General features: G+C 68.2%; 19 protein-coding genes. 11 read left to right on the forward strand and 8 right to left on the reverse strand.

All coding sequences use genetic code 11. The features are described 5' to 3' along the window. Nucleotides 1-57 precede the first annotated feature (57 nt). The 5 genes from AC1MBE_RS08805 to AC1MBE_RS08825 all read right to left on the reverse strand — a co-directional run bounded on the left by AC1MBE_RS08805 (nt 58) and on the right by AC1MBE_RS08825 (nt 4,672). Complete coding sequence (locus AC1MBE_RS08805) at nt 58-894, reverse strand: DUF4397 domain-containing protein (RefSeq protein WP_479777395.1); 837 nt, start codon at nt 892-894, stop codon at nt 58-60. Between the two features lie 136 nt (nt 895-1,030). Next, on the reverse strand, nt 1,031-2,797 hold the full coding sequence (locus tag AC1MBE_RS08810; RefSeq protein ID WP_479777397.1) for a DUF4389 domain-containing protein: 1,767 nt from the start codon (nt 2,795-2,797) through the stop codon (nt 1,031-1,033). Continuing rightward, a complete protein-coding gene (locus tag AC1MBE_RS08815; protein WP_479777399.1) occupies nt 2,794-3,243 on the reverse strand; it encodes a flavodoxin family protein in 450 nt (149 codons plus the stop codon). Before AC1MBE_RS08815 ends, AC1MBE_RS08810 begins: the two co-directional genes overlap by 4 nt. Continuing rightward, nucleotides 3,240-4,295: a zinc-dependent alcohol dehydrogenase family protein gene (locus AC1MBE_RS08820; protein ID WP_479777401.1), complete on the reverse strand. Its 1,056-nt coding sequence runs from the start codon at nt 4,293-4,295 to the stop codon at nt 3,240-3,242. Before AC1MBE_RS08820 ends, AC1MBE_RS08815 begins: the two co-directional genes overlap by 4 nt. Continuing rightward, the gene (locus AC1MBE_RS08825; protein ID WP_479777403.1) at nt 4,292-4,672 is read right to left on the reverse strand and encodes a hypothetical protein; all 381 of its coding nucleotides are present in this window, start codon (nt 4,670-4,672) and stop codon (nt 4,292-4,294) included. The genes AC1MBE_RS08820 and AC1MBE_RS08825 overlap by 4 nt, the downstream gene beginning before the upstream one ends. 359 nt (nt 4,673-5,031) lie before the next feature. Here AC1MBE_RS08825 and AC1MBE_RS08830 point away from each other — a divergent pair, with 359 nt between their 5' ends. Continuing rightward, nucleotides 5,032-6,606: an amidohydrolase gene (locus AC1MBE_RS08830; protein WP_479777405.1), complete on the forward strand. Its 1,575-nt coding sequence runs from the start codon at nt 5,032-5,034 to the stop codon at nt 6,604-6,606. Nucleotides 6,607-6,777: 171 nt separating this feature from the next. After that, nucleotides 6,778-7,314 (forward strand): hypothetical protein, encoded by a 537-nt coding sequence (locus AC1MBE_RS08835; RefSeq protein ID WP_479777407.1) that lies wholly within the window; start codon nt 6,778-6,780, stop codon nt 7,312-7,314. Between the two features lie 26 nt (nt 7,315-7,340). Here the strand turns inward: AC1MBE_RS08835 and AC1MBE_RS08840 are convergent, their stop codons facing one another. After that, on the reverse strand, nt 7,341-7,865 hold the full coding sequence (locus AC1MBE_RS08840) for a hypothetical protein (RefSeq protein ID WP_479777409.1): 525 nt from the start codon (nt 7,863-7,865) through the stop codon (nt 7,341-7,343). Between the two features lie 166 nt (nt 7,866-8,031). Here AC1MBE_RS08840 and AC1MBE_RS08845 point away from each other — a divergent pair, with 166 nt between their 5' ends. From AC1MBE_RS08845 to AC1MBE_RS08860, 4 genes are all read left to right on the forward strand, one after another. Then, nucleotides 8,032-9,450, forward strand: coding sequence for an HNH endonuclease (locus AC1MBE_RS08845; protein WP_479782545.1), 1,419 nt, complete (start codon nt 8,032-8,034; stop codon nt 9,448-9,450). 533 nt (nt 9,451-9,983) lie between these two features. Then, a complete protein-coding gene (locus AC1MBE_RS08850) occupies nt 9,984-10,601 on the forward strand; it encodes a uracil-DNA glycosylase family protein (protein ID WP_479777411.1) in 618 nt (205 codons plus the stop codon). A gap of 167 nt (nt 10,602-10,768) precedes the next feature. Then, entirely contained in the window at nt 10,769-11,512 is a 744-nt protein-coding gene (locus tag AC1MBE_RS08855) for a glucose 1-dehydrogenase (RefSeq protein WP_479777413.1), read from the forward strand. Nucleotides 11,513-11,534: 22 nt separating this feature from the next. Next, complete coding sequence (locus AC1MBE_RS08860; RefSeq protein WP_346958882.1) at nt 11,535-12,491, forward strand: L-lactate dehydrogenase; 957 nt, start codon at nt 11,535-11,537, stop codon at nt 12,489-12,491. Here AC1MBE_RS08860 and AC1MBE_RS08865 read toward each other — a convergent pair. Together AC1MBE_RS08865 and AC1MBE_RS08870 are read right to left on the reverse strand one after the other, a co-directional pair. Beyond that, on the reverse strand, nt 12,477-13,601 hold the full coding sequence (locus AC1MBE_RS08865; RefSeq protein ID WP_479777416.1) for a cation diffusion facilitator family transporter: 1,125 nt from the start codon (nt 13,599-13,601) through the stop codon (nt 12,477-12,479). The genes AC1MBE_RS08860 and AC1MBE_RS08865 overlap by 15 nt on opposite strands. Further along, nucleotides 13,598-13,933: an ArsR/SmtB family transcription factor gene (locus tag AC1MBE_RS08870; RefSeq protein WP_479777418.1), complete on the reverse strand. Its 336-nt coding sequence runs from the start codon at nt 13,931-13,933 to the stop codon at nt 13,598-13,600. Before AC1MBE_RS08870 ends, AC1MBE_RS08865 begins: the two co-directional genes overlap by 4 nt. 134 nt (nt 13,934-14,067) lie before the next feature. Here AC1MBE_RS08870 and AC1MBE_RS08875 point away from each other — a divergent pair, with 134 nt between their 5' ends. From AC1MBE_RS08875 to AC1MBE_RS08895, 5 genes are all read left to right on the forward strand, one after another. Further along, nucleotides 14,068-14,565: a hypothetical protein gene (locus AC1MBE_RS08875; RefSeq protein WP_479777420.1), complete on the forward strand. Its 498-nt coding sequence runs from the start codon at nt 14,068-14,070 to the stop codon at nt 14,563-14,565. Between the two features lie 115 nt (nt 14,566-14,680). Then, nucleotides 14,681-15,292 (forward strand): DUF305 domain-containing protein, encoded by a 612-nt coding sequence (locus AC1MBE_RS08880; protein ID WP_479777422.1) that lies wholly within the window; start codon nt 14,681-14,683, stop codon nt 15,290-15,292. Between the two features lie 133 nt (nt 15,293-15,425). Then, nucleotides 15,426-16,133, forward strand: coding sequence for a FadR/GntR family transcriptional regulator (locus tag AC1MBE_RS08885; RefSeq protein WP_479777424.1), 708 nt, complete (start codon nt 15,426-15,428; stop codon nt 16,131-16,133). 70 nt (nt 16,134-16,203) lie between these two features. Then, nucleotides 16,204-17,244 carry an asparaginase gene (locus tag AC1MBE_RS08890; protein ID WP_479777426.1) on the forward strand — a complete coding sequence of 347 codons (1,041 nt, stop codon included), beginning with the start codon at nt 16,204-16,206 and terminating at the stop codon, nt 17,242-17,244. 11 nt (nt 17,245-17,255) lie between these two features. Beyond that, nucleotides 17,256-18,671 carry an aspartate ammonia-lyase gene (locus AC1MBE_RS08895; protein WP_479777428.1) on the forward strand — a complete coding sequence of 472 codons (1,416 nt, stop codon included), beginning with the start codon at nt 17,256-17,258 and terminating at the stop codon, nt 18,669-18,671. Nucleotides 18,672-18,675: the final 4 nt, after the last annotated feature.

Raw genomic sequence — 18,675 nt, forward strand, 5'->3', positions numbered from 1 at the left:
GACCTCAAGGGGCCGGCCGCCCGGCGGTTCGCCGGGCGGCCGGTTAGCTGGTGCGGGCTAGCGGATGCGGCGTGGTGCCAGCTGCTTGCGGGTCGCGACGATCCCGCCGGCAAGCAGCAGGAGGGCCGCGGCGCCGATGCCTACCGTGGCGGCTGTCTGGTCGGCAGCTCCCGTCCCGGAGTCAGCGGCTCCCGAACGTCCGCCGGGGACGCCGGCGGGGGCGGAGTGCAGCCCGTCAATGGTCTGCAGCGCGAGCTGCAGGTTCTTGTCGGCGAGGCTGCCCCACGCGTACACCACCGTGTGGGTGCCTTCCGTGACCGTCACATCGGCCGGTCCGATTACCGGCGCCGTGGTGCCGGTAGCGGCCACCGCAACGGACAAGGTGCCGGGATCCAGGGTCAGCGTCTTGTCTTTGGGATTGGCCAGGCCGGAAACGACGGCGTTGCCGCCGGCCAGGATGTCCACCGCCGGCGCCGCGGCTGTGTGCCGGACGGTGAGTTTGCCCTTGCCTGCACCGATCTGTGCAACGTCGTTGGTGAAGAAGTTCGCCGTCGGCTTGCCGTCTGCGCCGAGGTTGGCCACCGCCGTGTAGTTGCCGCTCGCGGCGAGGGTGACCTTCACGGGGCCGATTACGGGGTCGGAAGCGTCAGCGGCATCCGCGGCGGTAATGGCAAGGTCGTAGTCCCCGGCGGGCAAGGCCAGGGGTCCTGCCAGGGTGCCGGGGGCGAAGTCGTCAAGGGTTCGTTCGCCGTTGACCCAGACGTCAACGGTCAGCCCCGGCACTCCGTGGAGGACGGAAAGCTGGGCGTCGGGCTCTGCCGCCTGGGCGGGGCCGGCAAGGGTGAGAGCTGCCGCGATTGCCACGGCGCCTGCAGTGAAAAGGCTGGTACGCATTTACATCTCCTTCAACGGCCCGGCTAGCGGGCGATTCTTTGCTTACACACCTACTACCGGCGCGCGGGCCCGTTTGGATGCACATGCATGTAGAAATGTTTTTGAAGGAGGGCAGATGTCGGGGGGGACGGGTGTCTTATGAGCGCGGCGGGCTCTCCGGGCCGTCCCTCCCCTCGTGTACTTCCGGAGGAACCGACGCGGGCGGTCCGCCCATCCCGTAGAAGCCCGGCGGCCGGGACTGCTGGCCGGGCGTTCCGGCGTGGGGCGCAGGCTGCCCTTCGCCGGGGGCCGGCTGGCCGTATCCGGGGGCAGGCGGTGGTCCCGCGAGCCCCACGGGCTGCAAGTCTCCCGGGTCGGTCGGTCCCATGTCCAGATGGAACGGGGGGTATTCGTCACGCATGAGGGCAACATAGGTGATCACCCGGTAGATCCAGCGGTTCAGGCCCATCAGCAGATCGAACAGGCCGCGCCAGTATTGCCCGGTGAACAGCAGGATGACACCCGCGATCAGCACCAGCAGCCCGATCAGCGAGATGCCGGCGTTCTGCTGGACCCACTGCCCGTCGGCCCAGTAACGGTCTCGGTCGCCCCAGCTGCGCGCGGTCCCCGTGAGCACAGCGACGATGAGCAGGTGCGGGATGGCCAACAGCCAGGACTTCACCAGCACCAGCCCGTGCGAGAGCTTCTCGGGGTAGTCGACGTCGAAATCCGCGGGGTAGCCGGTGCGGGCCAGCGTAAATGGCGGGTACTGGTCCGTGCCGATCGCGGCGTACGAGTAGAACGCCACCCGCCAGCTCCAACGGATCACGCCCACGTTGAAGTTGAACAGCGAGCGCGGATAACGGCCGGTGAAAAGGATGGCGAACCCGGCAACGATCGTGGTCACGACGAACGCGAACCACAGGAAGAACAGCACGATGTAATGCGGGATGGCCAGGAACCACTTGACCAGCCACAGCCAGCGGGACAGCTGCGGGTCCAGATAGCCGCTAAGCCGCGCCGGGTAAACGTATCCGCCCGGCGGGGCGCCCCCTGGCGGCGCCGCCGGCGGCGGCCCCGCCGCGTACGGAGACCCTGCAGGCGGAGCGCCGGGGTAAGCGCCGACGTAGGGTGAACCGGCGGAGGGTGCGCCGACGTAGGGTGAACCGGCGGAGGGTGCGCCGACGTAGGGTGAACCGGCGTAGGGGGTTCCCGGATGCGGCCGCTGGCCGGGGCCCTGCGGCGGTCCCCCGCGGCCCAGACCGGCGGCGCCGGCCACAATCAGCGGGACGCCCACTGCCAGCAGCACGATGCCTCCGATCAGAAGGCCGATGAAGACCGGCCAGAGGAGGTCCGAGCGTGCGCCGCCGCGCAGATCAACGGAAACCGGGCTGCTTGCATCGGCGTTCATGATCACCACAGCCCAGTCCCCGGAGCGCAGGTCCCACCTGAGCTCCTGGGTGCCGGGTCCGGTGGCGGACGCCGTCCAGAAGGTCTGCTCCGCCGGCCGGGCCGGCGGTTTGGTCCCGGACACGTCCCGGTACTGCGCCCGGAAGGGCGAGAAGCGGACCTCGGTCAGCTCGGAATGCCTAACGCCGCTAAGGTAGGCGGCCACCTCCGCCTGGGGCGCGATGCCGATGAAGATCTGCTGCGCTGAGTCGGCAGCGGATCCTCGGAGCATGACGCTGCCGGCCATCGCGGCGGGGTCGACGCCGGAGGGCCCGGGGTCGGTCATAACATTCAGCCGCGGCGACGTGAGGGCGTATGAGTCCACCGTGTAGCGCTCCGACGGGGTAGTGAAGTATCCGCCGTCGCGCTGCTGATAGTTGGCCCAGCCGGTGAAACCGGCCCCGGCCAGGAGTCCCAGGCCCAGCAGCGCTGCAAGCGTGCCGAGCACCAGCATGACAATCCGGCCCGGTTTCATGGCCGCTCCAACGCCTCCAACAATGACTTGCCCCATCGTGCTGCCTTCTCAATTTCGCCGGGGCGCAACGGCCCCTCGCTGCCCTGCACGTAGAACGGCATGGGCTCGGAGATGATGTCGGCGCCGCTGCTACGGAGGGTGTGCGCCATTTTCTTCGCCGCGTCGCCGTGGACGAACATCCGGACGCGGGTATCGAAGGCGGCGGCCTTGACCCCCTTGAGATGGCCGCCCCCGAGCATCGAGAGAAGCTGGGTGATCTTCGGCGTCGGACGCCAGCCATTAATGGGGCTGCCGAGGACGAGCAGGTCACCGGCGGCCAGGTCGTCGGGCCGGAAGTCGCCGACCGGAACGGGACTGGCGCCGAGTTCGCCGAGCGAACCGGCGACGGCCTCCGCTACGGACTTGGTGTTGCCAAAGGCCGAGTCGTAGACAATGTGGGCTTTCATGCGGTGATCACCACTTTGAGCGCCTTCGTTTCCGCGGCCCGGGAAAAGGTGTCATAGGCGTCCATGAACTGGTCGAAAGTGAAGTGGTGGGTGGCGAACTTCTCTGCCGGCACCTTGTTTTGGGCCACGAGTTTCAGCAGCATCGGAGTGGTGTTGGCGTTGACCAGGCCCATGCTGATGTTGATGTTCTGGATCCAGAGGTCCTCCACGTGGAGCTCCACCGACTTACCATGCACCCCCACATTGGCCACGTTGCCGCCCGGCCGGACGATGGCGGTGCACATGCTGAAGGTGGCCGGGATGCCGACGGCCTCGATCGCCACATCCACACCCTGCCCGTCTGTGAGTGCGAGGACCTGGTCCTTCCAGTCGGCGTCGCCGGAGAGCACAACGTCGGTGGCGCCGAATTCGCGGGATTTTTCCAACCGGTTCGCATCCAGGTCCACGGCGATGATGGTGGCGGCGCCGTAGAGGCCCGCGGTGGCGATCGCGGCGAGGCCGACCGGGCCGGCTCCGATCACGGCCACCGTGTCGCCGGGCTTGACCCGGCCGTACTGCACGCCGATCTCAAACCCGGTGGGCAGGATGTCGGACAGCATGACGGCCTGCTCATCGCTGACGCCCGCAGGCAACAGGTGCAACGAATTTTCGGCGTAGGGGACGCGGACGTACTCGGCCTGCGTGCCGTCAATCAGGTGGCCGAAGACCCAGCCGATGCCCGACTGCCCCTCCTCGCCCATGCAGTGCGAATAGAGGCCGGTCTTGCAGTTTGCACAGTGACCGCAGGACTTGATGCAGGAGATGATGACCCGGTCCCCCACCTTGAGGCCGGTCACGGACGATCCGGTCTCGGTGATGGTTCCCACGCCCTCATGGCCGAGGATCCGGCCCTTGCTGACGGCGGGCACGTCGCCCTTGAGGATATGAAGGTCCGTCCCGCAGATGGTGGTGGTGTCCACCTTGACGATCACGTCGGTGGGATTCTGGATCTTCGGATCCGGGACCTCTGTCCAGGACTTCTGGCCCGGACCGCCGTAGACGAGTGCTTTCATGCGAGCTCCTTGGTTCTGAGGATGACGTGCGGATCGACGATCCGCAGGCGGCATGGGGTGACCGAGGAGTCAATGCCGGACGAGACTATGGACTGGCGGGCATGCTCGCGGAGCTCGTCGAACGCCGCCGCGGTGACCCGGGCATGAGCGAGGTCCACGATGAGCTCATAGCCGGCGAGTTTGGAGGTGACCCGGCGGCAGACAACATAGAGCGCCCTGATATTGGCGGAGGTCACGACGCCGCGGACCTCCACCCGTGCGGACTCCTCCGCGGGATCGATCCGGATAACGACTTTGAGCCGTGGATCTCCGTGGGATGGGTGCGCGTGGAAGGACCGGGCGCGGCTGGCATGGTTCAGGTGGCGCAGCGGGCTCATGCGTCCTCAGAGCTCCCCCGCAGCGAAGCTGCTGCGGTCGCCCGCGCGTCCGTAGCTGCTGCCGGTGAATGAATAGCCATGATGGATGGTCTCCTGCCTTTCCTGCCCAAGCTGGAAAGTGCAAATGCCATTTCCTCACCCCAGGGTCATAGCGAGACCGATAGTTCCTAAAGGCGGTTCATCCCCCAAAGAACCGTGCAGGAACCGCCCAACTCCAGAATGACCTCACCGTGGTTCCCGGGCAAGGGGGCGAAGGTCCCTTGCCCGGCCGGGCTTCCCCGGGCTTGGGAACGGTGTGTCGGCAGTGGCCAAAGTGGCGTGAATTGCTGCAGCCGCAGTGCGCCCCTAGCCTTGTTCCCATGCCGAAAAACGCCATTCCTGCCGCCAACTCCGGCCTCGTTCTCGCCTCGGTCCGGCAACCGGGTGAAATGACGCTGTGTGACATTTTCATAACTGATGGGGTGGTTGCACAGATCGTGCCTGCGGGTTCGCTGGCAGGGTTGCCGGCCGGTTCGCTGGAAGGCGGTCCACGGGTGGTGGACCTGGACGGACGCTTCGTGGTTCCGGGGCTCTGGGATGAGCATGTCCACATGACCCAGTGGGCCCTGGCCACCGGCCGCATCGACCTGTCCGGCGCCGCCTCCGCGCAGGAGGCGGCCGACGTCGTGCGTTCCCGGCTGGAAGAAAGGCGCGCGACCGCGGCCGGACACCAAGGTTTCGCGGGGCCAAGTGGCGGGACGGCCGGCGAAGACAGCGCGGGCGGCCCGACGGTGGTCGGCGTCGGATTCCGCGATGCCGTGTGGGGCGACATGCCCAGTCTTGACCTGCTCGATGGCGCGACAGGGGGCGTCCCCACGGCGCTGATCAGCCATGATCTGCACTGCGTGTGGCTTAACACTGCGGCGGCGGCACGCTACCGAGTGGCGGTAGGCGCTGACGGGTTGCTCCGCGAGGACCCGGCCTTTGAACTGACCCGGGAGCTCGGGCGCCTGCCGGACGAGGCAGTCGACGCCATGGTCCGCGACGCCGGGAAGGCCGCCGCGGCGCGCGGCGTCGTGGGGATTGTCGACTTCGAGATGGTCTGGAACCGGGATCCCTGGCTCAGGAGGATCGCCGCGGGCTTCGATTCCTTGCGGGTGGACGCCGGGGTCTACCCGCAGAATCTGGACCGTGCCGTCGGTGAGGGAATGCGGACCGGACAGCTGGTTCCGGGGGGCGGCGGGCTCCTGCGGGTAGGGCCGTTGAAAGTGCTGATTGACGGCTCGCTGAACACGCGCACGGCCTACTGCGTGGACCCGTATCCGCACGGCGGCCGTGGCCTGCTCACGGTCAGCGAGGCGGAACTGCTGGAGTTGCTGGTCAAGGCCGGTGGGGCGGGGTTTGTCCCGGCAGTGCACGCGATTGGCGACGGCGCCAACGAGGTGGCCCTGAACGCTTTCGCAGCGGCCGGCATCCTGGGCCGGGTTGAGCATGCCCAGTTTGTCCGGCGGGAGGACTTCGCGCGGTTCGGCAACCTGGGCCTCACCGCCAGCGTGCAGCCCGCCCACGCCCTTGATGACCGCGACGCCGCCGACTCCAACTGGGCGGGCCGGACGGAGCGGGCATTCCCGCTGCGCTCACTGCTCGATGCCGGGGCGGTGCTGGCGCTCGGCTCCGACGCGCCGGTGGCGCCGCTGGAACCCTGGACCGCGATGTCGGCGGCCACCACCCGGGCGCGGCAGGACGGCCGCGGTCCGTGGCACCCGGAGCAGGCCCTCACCCGGCAGGAGGCGATGGCTGCGTCGGCGCGCGGGCGGCGCCGGATCAACGTCGGCGATCCCGCCGACGTCGTCGTGCTCGACGCCGACCCGCTGGCCGTTTCCGACGCCGAATTTGCCGCGATGCCGGTGGCCGCGACGCTGGTGGCGGGGCGTTTCACGCATGGAGGATTTTAAGAACAAGGTTTCGCGGGGCAACCCCGTTAGGCGCCTTAGGCCCAGGCCTGGTCGACCGCCGTCGACTGTTAGGACAATCACTTTCGTCAGCGACAACGAAACCTTCCCTTGTGAAGTACCTTCGGTGACGGAAATTCGTCTATTTCCCAAGTTCCTACTCTTGGAAGCACGATGAAGAAGATCTCCCTCTTGATTTGCCTGTCCTTTTTGTTGGCTTCTTGTTCAGCGCCCGCAACCGGCCCGGCCGCAGCGCCGACCGTGACGGTCACCCAGACAGTTACCCCCGCTCCGGTTGCGGCGGTTCCAGCCAAGGCCCCCCTTGCGCCGGGAACCACAGTAACGGTGCGGGCATCAGGGACAACGGCCACTTTTTACGCTTTCAAGCAAATCAAGGACGAGTACAACAAGGACATCGCCGCGTTCGAGGTGCAGGTCTGTGTCGGCGAGGATCCTAAGGACGGACAGTCCACGCCGGGCGTGTCATCGCAGCGTTGGAGCCTCCGGGATTCCAACAACGGCGTGTACCAAGGGTCGACTGGATACACGGGGAACCCGGTCTCGCCCTTGTACCCCAACGGCGACGGCGCGTTGAATTGGGGCGAATGCGCCCGTGGCTGGATCATCATGCCAGTCGTCGAAGGAACGAACATTACCGAGGCGCGCTATACGAGTTCAGACAACAAAGTCTTCTCTTGGAGGGCCGCCTAGAGTTCCCAGCGAGGCGTCTTTGATGCCTAGGCGCCGTTGACCCGGGCCTGGACCAAGTTGGCGTATGGCAGGCGGCCGTGTTCCTCGACGAACGCGGCGTGGTAGCCGGCTTCGGCCGCGGCGAGCTGCTCAACGGGCAGCTCCTTCCAGGCGATGACCAGCTTGTTGGCGGCGGCTAGCTGCCAGATCAACCGCCCGTCCCAGTGACCGGGCGGCTTGCCCTTGCCGAAGTCGACGAATTCCTGGATCTGCCGGCGCAGCCCGCGGTTGCCCTTGCTCCCGGGACCGGCCCTGCCGACGTAGAGGACGTCGGCGCCGTCGACCCATTCGGCGTCCAGCGCCTCGGCCTTCAGGGTTGGGTCCTTTTTCTTGAAGATGCCCGCCGTGCTCTTGGCGAGGAACTGTGGCCGGGCGTTGCCCGTCCCGGGGCTCTCGGGCAACAGCACCGCGAAGATGCCGGGTTTTTGCGGGATCCGGTTGATGTCCAGCTCCGCGAGCGGCCGGAACCCGGTGAACCCGTCCTGCTTCAATGACTTTTTGTTGGTCGGCATGGGTTCCTTGGTTCGGGGCGCTGCGGTCCTTTTGAAGCCTACGGAAGCGCTGGTTCCGCGGCCGCTTTAATTGTCACAGGTGCCTGATTGACTGGGTTCCATGGACGGCAAGCAAGGGCCCGACGTGGCTCTGACGGACAGCGTAACGGTCGCGGACCTCGCGCGGATGCTGGCCGGGATCCCGGCGCCGGCCAGCGCCGCGGCCCTGATCGACGAAACACGCGAGCTGGAGGACCTCAAGTCCGCCCTTGCCGCGCGGCAGGCCCGGGACGCCGTCGCCTTCGACCTGTCCCAGCGCCGCGAACAAGCCGACGCCGGGGCTCCCGCGGACCAGCTCGGCACCGGCGTCGCTGCGCAGATCGCCCTCGCACGGCGCGAATCCCCCGCCAAGGGCGGACGGCTCCTGGGCCTCGCCAAAGCCCTCGTCACCGAAATGCCGCACACCCTCGCCGCCCTGGAAACCGGCCAGGTCAACGAATGGCGCGCCACCCTGCTGGTCCGCGAAACCGCCTCCCTGTCCGCCGCGGACCGGGCCGCCGTGGACGAAGAACTCGCCCCCGACGCCGGAACCTTCGACGGCGCCGGGGACCGCGCCATCATCGCCGCGGCCCGCGCCGCCGCCTACCGGCGCGACCCGCGCTCCATTACCCAGCGCGCCGCCCACGCCGAAGCCGAACGCCACGTCACCCTCCGCCCGGCCCCCGACACCATGTGCTACCTGACCGCGTTATTGCCGGTCAGCCAGGGCGTTGCCGTTCACGCCGCCCTCACCCGGCACGCGGACGCTGCCCGCGCCGGCGGGGACACCCGCACCCGGGACCAACTGAAGGCCGACAGACTGGTCGAACGCACCACCGGGAAAGCCGGCGGGATCAGCGGCATCGAAATCCAGCTCGTCATGGCAGACCGCACCCTCTTCCAGGCCGACAGCGAACCCGTCCGCCTCCCCGGCTACGGCATCGTCCCCGCCGGGTGGGCCAGAAGTTTGCTCAAAGACTTCGGTGGCGCAGCCCCGGACACCGGCGCCGCTGGTGCCGCAGGCGGCCCGGGCGGTGAGCCGACTTCGGGCACCGGCTGCCCGGGCGGCCCGGCCGACGAACGCGCCTTCACGACCTGGCTCCGCCGGCTCTACACCGCTCCCGGCACCGGCGAACTCATCGCCATGGACTCCCGCGCCCGGCTCTTCCCCGCAGGGCTCCGCCGGTTCATCCAGGCCCGCGACGACACCTGCCGGACACCCTACTGCGACGCCCCCATCCGCCACCTGGACCACATAGTCCCCTGGCACGACGGTGGGACCACCAGTCTCAGCAATGGCGCCGGACTCTGCGAAGCCTGCAACCACACCAAAGAAACCCCCGGCTGGAGCGCCCAACCCCGGCCCGGCCCCGGGCGGCACACCCTCCAACTCACGACGCCCACCGGACACAGCTACTACTCGACCGCCCCGCCCCTGCCTGGAAGCGCCCCCTCCGGCAACCGTGTACCCCACCGCGGACTCGCGCGGGAAGCGGGAATTTCGGCACCGCGCGAAACTGCGCAAGCGCCCCATGCCGAACGGAACGGAAGTGGCTGCCGCTTCTGAGGCCAGACTCCTATCGAGCCTCCAGCGCGGGCACGCCTCTGACGTGCTGGTTCAATGAATCCGACACCCAAGTGAATCTGCGAGACCAACGCCCTCGTCCGAGGCGCCCCGTATGCTCGTCCTGTTCGAACGAGGCCGCGGTGGGTGCCGCTGAGCGGCTGTTCTTAAATGCGGCCGGGTGTATGGCGGAAGCTGACCCCACGTCAGAGGGCCTAGTGGTGCTTGCCCGCGCCCGCTTTAGGAATTCTGGGAGCGCCAGCCGCCGGGAGCTAGGGACCGCCTTAAGCCCTTAAACACAGGACCTGCAGGTACCTTCGCGATCTCGCTATGAGACGGCTCGGACATTTTCATGTCCAGAACGACCCGGCTTAATCAAGTGGTTACCTGCAGGCGCTTTAAGCGTACGCCTGGCCCCGGAGCCGTGACTAGGGGTCCAGCGCCTCTTCCGCGACGCCCGGGAACGCGCTCCGGCGCAGAAGCGTAGAGTGGAACAAGACGCCTGATTCTGGACGCCGAGTGCTGAGGGAGAAATCGTGACGATTGACTGGGACGAAAAGAAGACCCTGCTGCAGGAACCGAACATCGCGGCCGTGACACAACTTTGCGACGAACTGATGGAGAAGAAGCCGGGGTCCGTAGTCCCCTACATCGACCCCGTCCATGACGAGGACGAATGCCGGATCGTCAGTCTCCATATTGCGCCCGGCAAGGGCTGCGAATCAGGGTTCGTCTCGCATTTCAACGAGGATGAGGCAGCACGCCGCGCCACCTCCATCTACGAAGCAGTCGAGCTTGACCCGCGGTACGTGATGCCGTGGAACGCGTACCCCTGGGTTCGCGACCCGGAGCTCCCCTCGGCCCTTAACGTCCAGGAAAAGACCGACGGCCTGCGCCCCTTCCGCCAGTTCATGAAGATCAACAAGCGCACCTCCGCGATCATCGCGCACGGTGCCGACGCCCACGCCTTCCTGACGCTGTTCGAAAAGACCTACCACTCTTCACTGAAGAACCGCGGCGTCAAGATCTACAAGGCCACCGCCCTAGGCGGCCGCGCCTTCGCCGTCTCGGCGGCCAAGCAGGAAGAACTCCTGGCCAAAAACGTCGCGGTCTACAAGGACGCCATGCAGCGGGCCGGAATCCAGCACCTCTAAGCGGACTCCCGACGTCGGCCTCCCCGCCGCCCGCTGGCCGCAGGGCTGGGCCCAACGGCCCTGCCCAATCCCGTCCCCCACGGCCAAGCTGGGATAGCTGACCGGATCACGGCCGGCCCGTCGCAGACGGTACAGCGCTGACGGTTGCGCCTTGGAAGGGAACCAGCATGGGACGGTTGGACGGCAAAGTTGCCCTGGTCAGCGGCGGCGCCCGCGGCATCGGCGCCGCGATCGCGCGGCAATTCCTTGACGAGGGGGCAAGAACCGTCGTCGGCGACGTCCTGGACGACGACGGCGCCCGACTGCTCGCCCAACTCGGCGACGGCGCCCGCTACGTGCACCTGGACGTTACCCGCCCAGCGGACTGGGACGCCGCAGTCAACGAGGCAGTCACCGCGTTCGGCGGCCTGAGCATCCTGGTCAACAACGCGGGCATCGTGAACTTTGGCCGGATTAATGACTACCCGCACGAGCAGTGGGCCCGGATCATCGAGGTGAACCTCACGGGCGTCTTCAACGGCATCAAGGCCGCCACCCCCGCACTGGCCAGAGCCGGCTCCGCCTCCATCATCAACGTCTCCTCCATCGCCGGACTGCGCGGCTACGAAAACCTCGCCGGCTACACCGCGTCGAAATTCGGTGTCCGGGGACTGACCAAGGCCGCCGCGCTGGACCTCGGGCGGGACGGGATCCGGGTCAACTCGGTGCACCCCGGCGTCATCCAGACCCCCATGACCGAGGGCATGACCTTTGACACGGGCCATGTGCCGCTGCACCGGATCGGCCAGCCCACGGAGGTCGCAAACCTCGCCGTCTACCTGGCCGGCGAGGAATCCTCCTTCGTGACCGGCGCCGAATTCGTCATCGACGGCGGCGAAACAGCCGGCACCGTCGGAACGCCCGCCGGCTGACCGGCAGAAGATGGAGAGCCTCATGAGCGCACATTCCGGCACCAAACTGGCCGTCATCGGCGCCGGCAGCGTCGGCACGTCCCTGGCCTACGCCGCCCTGATCCGCGGTTCGGCCAGCCACGTGGCGCTCTTCGACGTCAACGCGGCCAAGGCCGAGGCCGAGGTGCTGGACCTGGCCCACGGCACCCAGTTCACCGCGGCGGCGGCGACCGTCAACGGCGGCGCGGACATCAGCGTTACCGACGGCGCCGACGTCGTGGTCATCACCGCCGGGGCCAAACAGGCGCCCGGCCAGACCCGGCTGGACCTGGCCGGAACGAACGTCCGCATCCTCGAGCAGCTCATGCCGCAACTGCTGGAACACGCCCCGGACGCTGTCTACGTCCTGGTCACCAACCCCTGCGACGTCCTGACCGTCGCCGCGCAGAAGATCACCGGCCTGCCGGCCTCCCGGATTTTCTCCTCCGGCACCGTGCTGGACACCTCGCGGCTGCGCTGGCTGCTGGCCCACCGCGCCGGGGTATCCGTGAGCAGCGTGCATGCCAGCATGGTCGGTGAACACGGCGACACCGAGTTCCCGGTGTGGTCCGGCGCGACCATCGGCCCGGTACCAATCCGCGACTGGAAAGTCGACGGCGAGCGCATCTTCACACCCGGTTACCTCACCGAAACCGCCCGCGAAGTCACCCAGGCCGCGTACAAAGTCATCGCGGGCAAGGGCGCCACGAACTACGCGATCGGGCTTTCCGGCGCCCGGATCGTGGAGGCGTTGCTGCGCTCGGAAAACGCGGTGCTGCCGGTGTCCACCGTGCTGGGCGGGCAATACGGGATCGACGGCGTCGCCCTGTCGCTGCCCAGCATCGTGGGCCAGGGCGGCGTGCGCGCGGTCCTTGAGACGCCTATGGACGAAGGCGAACTCGCCTCGCTCCACCACTCGGCCGAGACGCTCCGGCAGAGCCTCGCCTCACTGGGGATCTGATCCCAGAGGCCGAGTTGCCGAAGGCACCACCGTCACCGAGCCAAGGTGCGGCAGCGCGGCCCTGGCGCCCTCCTCCAGGCGTGCGGCCACCGAGGCGAGATCGGCCAGCCGGGCGTCAGGATCGAGGGGGACGGTGATCTCCGCGTGCAGTCGGTGGCCGGACCAGCGCAGCCGGGAGGTCCCGCCCGGTTGAGTGCGCTCCCGGACGACGGCGGCCAACGCGTCGCTCAGTTGCGGGTCGACGCCGTCCATCAGCCGCCGTCCGACGTCGCGCACGGTACCCCACAGGAGCACCATGATCGCCACCGAAATCAACAGTCCCACGATCGGGTCGGCCAGCGGGAACCCGAGCCAGACGCCGATCACCCCGGCCACCACGGCGAGCGAGGTGAAGCCGTCGGTCCGGGCGTGGACGCCGTCGGCGATCAGCGCGGCCGAACCGATCCGCCGGCCAACCCGGATCCGATAAATCGCGACCAGCTCATTGCCGGCGAAGCCCACGAGGCCGGCGGCGAGCACCCAGCCGAGGTTCTGTACCGGCTGGGGTTCGAAGAAGCGGCGGATGGACTCGACGGCGGCCACCACCGCGGAGAGGGCGATCATGGCGACGATAAAGAGTCCCGCAAGGTCCTCGGCGCGGCCGAAGCCATACGGGTAGGTGCGGGTGGGTTTTCGCATGCCGAGCAGGAACGCGATCCACAGCGGCACGGCGGTCAGCGCGTCGGAGAAGTTGTGGACCGTGTCAGCCAGCAGCGCCACCGAGCCGCTGATCAGCACAATCGCCAGTTGGAAGAGCGAGGTGGCACCCAGGCCCAGGAGTGAGACCTTGACGGCGCGGATTCCCTGGGCGCTGGATTCCAGCGCCTCGTCAATGGAGTCCGCGGCGTCGTGGGAATGCGGGACGAAAAGCGCGTGCAGCCAGCCCTTCAGCCCGGCGGGGTGGTCATGATCGTGCGCGTGGTCATGGTCATGCGGATGCTCATGGTCATGCGCGTGGTCATGGTCATGCGGATGATCATGGTCATGCGCGTGGTCATGGTCATGCGGATGCTCATGGTCGTCGTGTTCGCCGTGGCCGTGCTGGCCCAGGGCGCTACCCGGCCCGCTCACGCGCCGTGTCCCGGGGCAGTGCCGAGCGCGTGCTCGGCCTGGTGGATTGCATCCATCACCAGCTGGCGGGCGTGCTCATTCTGCAGCCGGTAGAAGACTTTTGTGCCCTCCTGCCGGGTGGCGACCATACCGCCCAGCCGCATCTTGGCCAGGTGCTGCGAGACGGCGGAGGCCGGTTTCGCCACGCGCTCGGCCAGCGCATTGACCGGCAGCTCGCCGTCCCCCAAAGCGAGGATCAAACGGACCCGCGTAGCGTCGGCCAGCATGGAAAACACCTCGACCGCAAGCTCCACATGGGGGCTGTCGACCTCAACCTGCATATCTGCATTCATACGCAGATACTGTCATATCTCCAGCGGTGTACCAACTGATGACACCGCCGGACGTGGAACACAATGACTGGGGCCATCGTTGAACACAGGTAGCCTGAAGTGCGGGACATCAGCCGTGAGGAGGGGAGGCAGGAATGGTCACAGTACCCATGCGCAAACCGGCAGCCGCACTCACGCGCGCCGCCCTGCTGAGCGCCATTCTCGCCCTAGTCGCCGGGCTGCTCGGCATGCATGTTTTTGCCGGCGCGCACGCCTCGCACGCCTCGATCTGGCCCTCGGCTTCCGGGACCGACGCGGCATCCACCGCATCCGACCACCCCGCATCCGCCCACCCCGCATCCGCCCACCCTGTGTCCGGCCACCCCGACTCCGGCCACTCCGGCCCGGCGGCCCTCCACCAAACTCCGGAGCCGACGTCGTCGTGCGTCTGCGCTGGAGACCGCGGCGATCAGCACGCTGCGCACGCGACCTGCACCCCGGCGCCCTCCGGCGCCTCCCTCAGCGCTCCCCCGCCGGGAACCGCAGTGCTCGCGGACCAGCCGCGCAGCACGCCTGCAACAGATCAGGTCCGCCCCTATTCGTACCTTCCGGCGACCCCGACGCCGAGTGAGCTGTCCATCAGCCGGACGTAAAGGGGACCCGTGCCGCGCTGAGGCGGCACCTCCGCCCCCCAACCGGGTGCGCGCATCTCATGCGGCGCACCGTCCGACGCCGGCGCCCGCCGGATTCCCAAAGGACTGATTCTTGATGAATAAAGCACTGTCATTTTCCGCCACCGCCCTTGCCGCCGTCATCGCCTTGAGCGGCTGCGCTGGCACCACGTCAGGCGCAGGCACCAGCTCCGGCGGCAGCATGCCCGGCATGGACCACAGCAGCACCGCCCCGAGCTCCGCGCCCGCAACCGCGGACCACAACGGCACAGACACCATGTTCGCCCAGGGGATGATCCCGCACCACGCCCAGGCCGTGGAGATGAGCGAGATGATGCTCAAGAAGCAGGGCATCGACGCCAAGGTGACCGCACTGGCCGGCCGGATCAAAGCTGCCCAGGGCCCGGAGATCGACCGGATGACCGGCTGGCTTCAGCGCTGGAATGAACCCACCCGAATGCCTGGCGGCCACGCCATGTCCGGCATGCTGAGCGACGACGAACTCAAGAAGCTCGACGCCGCCGCAGGCACCGAGGCGAGCAGGCTTTTCCTAACCCAGATGATCACCCACCACGAGGGTGCCGTCGAGATGGCCAACGCGGAGGTCCGCGGGGGCAAGGACCCGGAGGCGACCGGCCTGGCCAAGGACGTCGCGGCCTCGCAAACGGACGAAATCAAGGAAATGAAGGAACTGCTGGCCGGCCTCTAGACTCGCCGGCTGAGGCCGAACGGGCACTTGGGGCCCTCACCGCGCACTTTTTGGGCCCCAAGTGCCCGCTCGGGCGCCTTCCGACCGCGGGGGACGCTTGACAGTGCAATGTGACCTCTGCCATATTTGAAGTGTGAACCTGTCAGACAGCCGGACAGCCGGACAACCACTCGCCCGCCTGAGCGCGGCCGAAGCGGTCTTCAACGTCCTGCGCTCCGAGATCGAATCCGGCAAACTCGGCATCGGCGCCAAACTAAGCTCCGAGGCCACACTCGCCCAGCAGTACGGTGTCAGCCGCTCCGTGGTCCGCGAGGCCCTGCGTTCCTGCAACGCTCTGGGACTCACCGTCACCCGGACCGGGCGGGGCACATTCGTCGTCGCCGACCATGTGGCCAAAGACCTGGTCCTTGGCCAGTACTCCGCCTTGGATCTCACCGAGGCAAGGCCCCACATTGAGGTTCCTGCCGCCGGGCTCGCCGCGGAACGCCGCTCAGCCGAGGAACTGGACACCATGCGCGACATCGTCGCCGCCATGACCGCCGAGGACGACCCCGAAGTGTGGGTTGGCCTGGACTCGAATTTCCATGCCCTGATCGCGAAGGCCAGCCGGAACAAGGTCTTCGAGAACGTGGTCGCGGACATCCGCGAGGCCCTGGCCCATCAGTCAGAAACCCTGAATATGGTGGCGGACCGCCAGCACGCCTCCGATGAGGAGCACCGGCGCATCCTGGCCGCCATCGAAGCCGGCGACCCAGCAACGGCCCGCATCGCCATGAGCCAGCACCTGCACGCCGTTGGCCTTGCCCTCGCCTCGATTCTGCACCCCCGCGCCGAAGTGTGATCCCGGCCCCCGGGCCGGCTCCGCAACAGCAGCATGACCAGCAACGAACAACTCCACCGCTAAGGACGCAATGACTTCCCCTGCCGTCGCGCACATTCCGACTCCACCGGCCCCGGCGACGCTCCCGCAGCACGTCCCGCTCGCGGTCCAAACCCGCGACGGCCTCGCCGAGAGCGTCCACTACGGGTCGGCCATCGCCACCGCGGCGGACGGCCGGACCCTCCTGACCGCCGGCGAGCCGCTCGCCCCGTTCTACCCGCGCTCCGCCCTCAAGCCCCTGCAGGCCGTTGCCATGGTCCGCGCAGGCCTCGACCTCCCGAAGGACCTCCTCGCCCTCGCGGCCGCCAGCCACTCCGGCGCCGCCATCCACCGCGACGGCGCGCTGCGCATCCTCGAACTGCACGGCCTCAACCCCGGAGACCTCGAAAACAGCACCGACCTCCCCTACGGCGTCCGCGAACGCGAGGAATGGCTCGCCGGCGGCGGGCAGGCCACCCGGCTGGCGCAGAACTGCTCCGGAAAGCACGCCGCGATGGCCGCCACCTGCCTCGTCAACGGCTGGCCCGTCCGCGGCTACCTGGATCCGGCGCACCCGTTGCAGCAACTCGTGGCCCGGACCGTGGCGGAGCTGACCGGCGAGCAGCCGGAGCGCACCACCACCGACGGCTGCGGCACCCCGCTCTTCGCCCTCACCCTGCGCGGCATGGCCCGCGCCTTCGGCACGCTGGCCTCGGCCACGGGAACCGGCAGCGCGGAAGCCGCCGTCGCCAACGCCATGCGCCGCCACCCCGGGATGGTGGCGGGCGAGGACCGGGACGTCACCGCGCTGATGCGCCTGGTCCCGGGACTGCTCGCAAAGGACGGCTTCGAGGGCGTCCAGCTGGTGGGCCTGCCCGACGGCCGGGCCGCCGCCGTGAAAATCTCCGACGGTGGAGACCGCGCCCGGATGCCCGCCACCGTGCGGCTCCTGGCAGCGCTCGAAGTCGACACCTCTCCCCTGGCGCGCCTCGCCGCGGCCCCGGTGCTGGGCGGCGGCCGGCCCGTCGGGCTGGTGCAGGCCACCGACTTCCTCGCTTCCCCCGACACTTTCACCGCCCCCGACGCCCGCTAAGGACCACCGCCATGACCCCGCTCGACGATCCCGCCGCCTTCCGCTCCGAACATGACCTCCTGGGCGACCGGGACGTTCCCGCCGACGCCTACTGGGGTGTCCACACCCTCCGGGCCGTGGAGAACTTCCCCATCACCGGCCAGCCGCTGTCCTCCAACATGTACCTGGTCCGCGGGCTGGCCGCCGTGAAACTGGCCGCCGCCCGCACCAACCACGAGCTCGGACTGCTCGACGCCGAGCGCGCCCGGGCCATCGAGGACGCCTGCACCGACGTGATGAGCGGCAAACTCAGCGAGCAGTTCGTGGTGGACGTCATCCAGGGCGGCGCCGGAACGTCGTCGAACATGAACGCCAACGAGGTGATCGCCAACCGGGCCCTGGAAATCCTCGGACACCCGAAGGGCGACTACGCGCGGCTGCACCCCAACGACCACGTCAACCTCAGCCAGTCCACGAACGACGTCTACCCCACCGCGGTCAAGCTCGGCACGATTTTCGCCGCCCGGGAGCTGCTGGAAGCGCTGACCGAGCTGGAAGAGGCCTTCGCCGCCAAGGCGGTGGAATTCCGGACCGTGGTGAAGATGGGCCGCACCCAGCTGCAGGATGCCGTCCCCATGACGCTCGGCCAGGAGTTCGGCACCTACGCGGTGACGATCGGCGAGGACCGGCTCCGCCTGGCCGAAGCCGACCTGCTGATCCACGAGATCAACCTTGGCGCCACGGCGATCGGCACCGGCCTGAACGCCCCGCCGGGGTACGCGGAGGCCGCCTGCCGGCACCTGGCCGAGATCACGGGCCTGCCGCTCGTCACGGCGGTGGACCTGATCGAAGCCACCCAGGACGTCGGCGCCTTCGTGCACCTCTCCGGCGTGCTCAAGCGCGTCGCCGTGAAACTGTCCAAAATCTGCAACGACCTCCGGCTGCTCTCCTCCGGCCCGCGCGCCGGCCTCGGCGAAATCAACCTCCCCGCCGTGCAGTCCGGCTCCTCGATCATGCCCGGCAAGATCAACCCCGTCATCCCCGAGGTGGTCAGCCAGGTCGCCTACGAGGTGATCGGCAACGACGTCACCATCACCATGGCCGCCGAGGCCGGGCAGCTCCAGCTCAACGCCTTCGAACCAATCATTGTCCACAGCCTCCACAAGAGCATCTCCCACCTGGAAGCCGCCTGCCGCACCCTCACGGCACGCTGCGTCCGGGGCATCACCGCCAACACCGAACGGCTCCGCCTCACCGTGGAGCAGTCAATCGGCCTCGTCACCGCCCTCAACCCGCACCTGGGCTACGCCACCGCCACCGCAATCGCCCGGGAAGCCCTGGCCACGGGCAAGGGTGTCGCGGAGCTCGTGCTCGAACACGGGCTGCTCACCGCCGAGCAGCTCACCGAGCTACTTAGCCCGCAGCGTCTGGCCAACCTGAGCAAGTAGCGCA

It is taken from the genome of Arthrobacter sp. BG5, assembly GCF_056680155.1.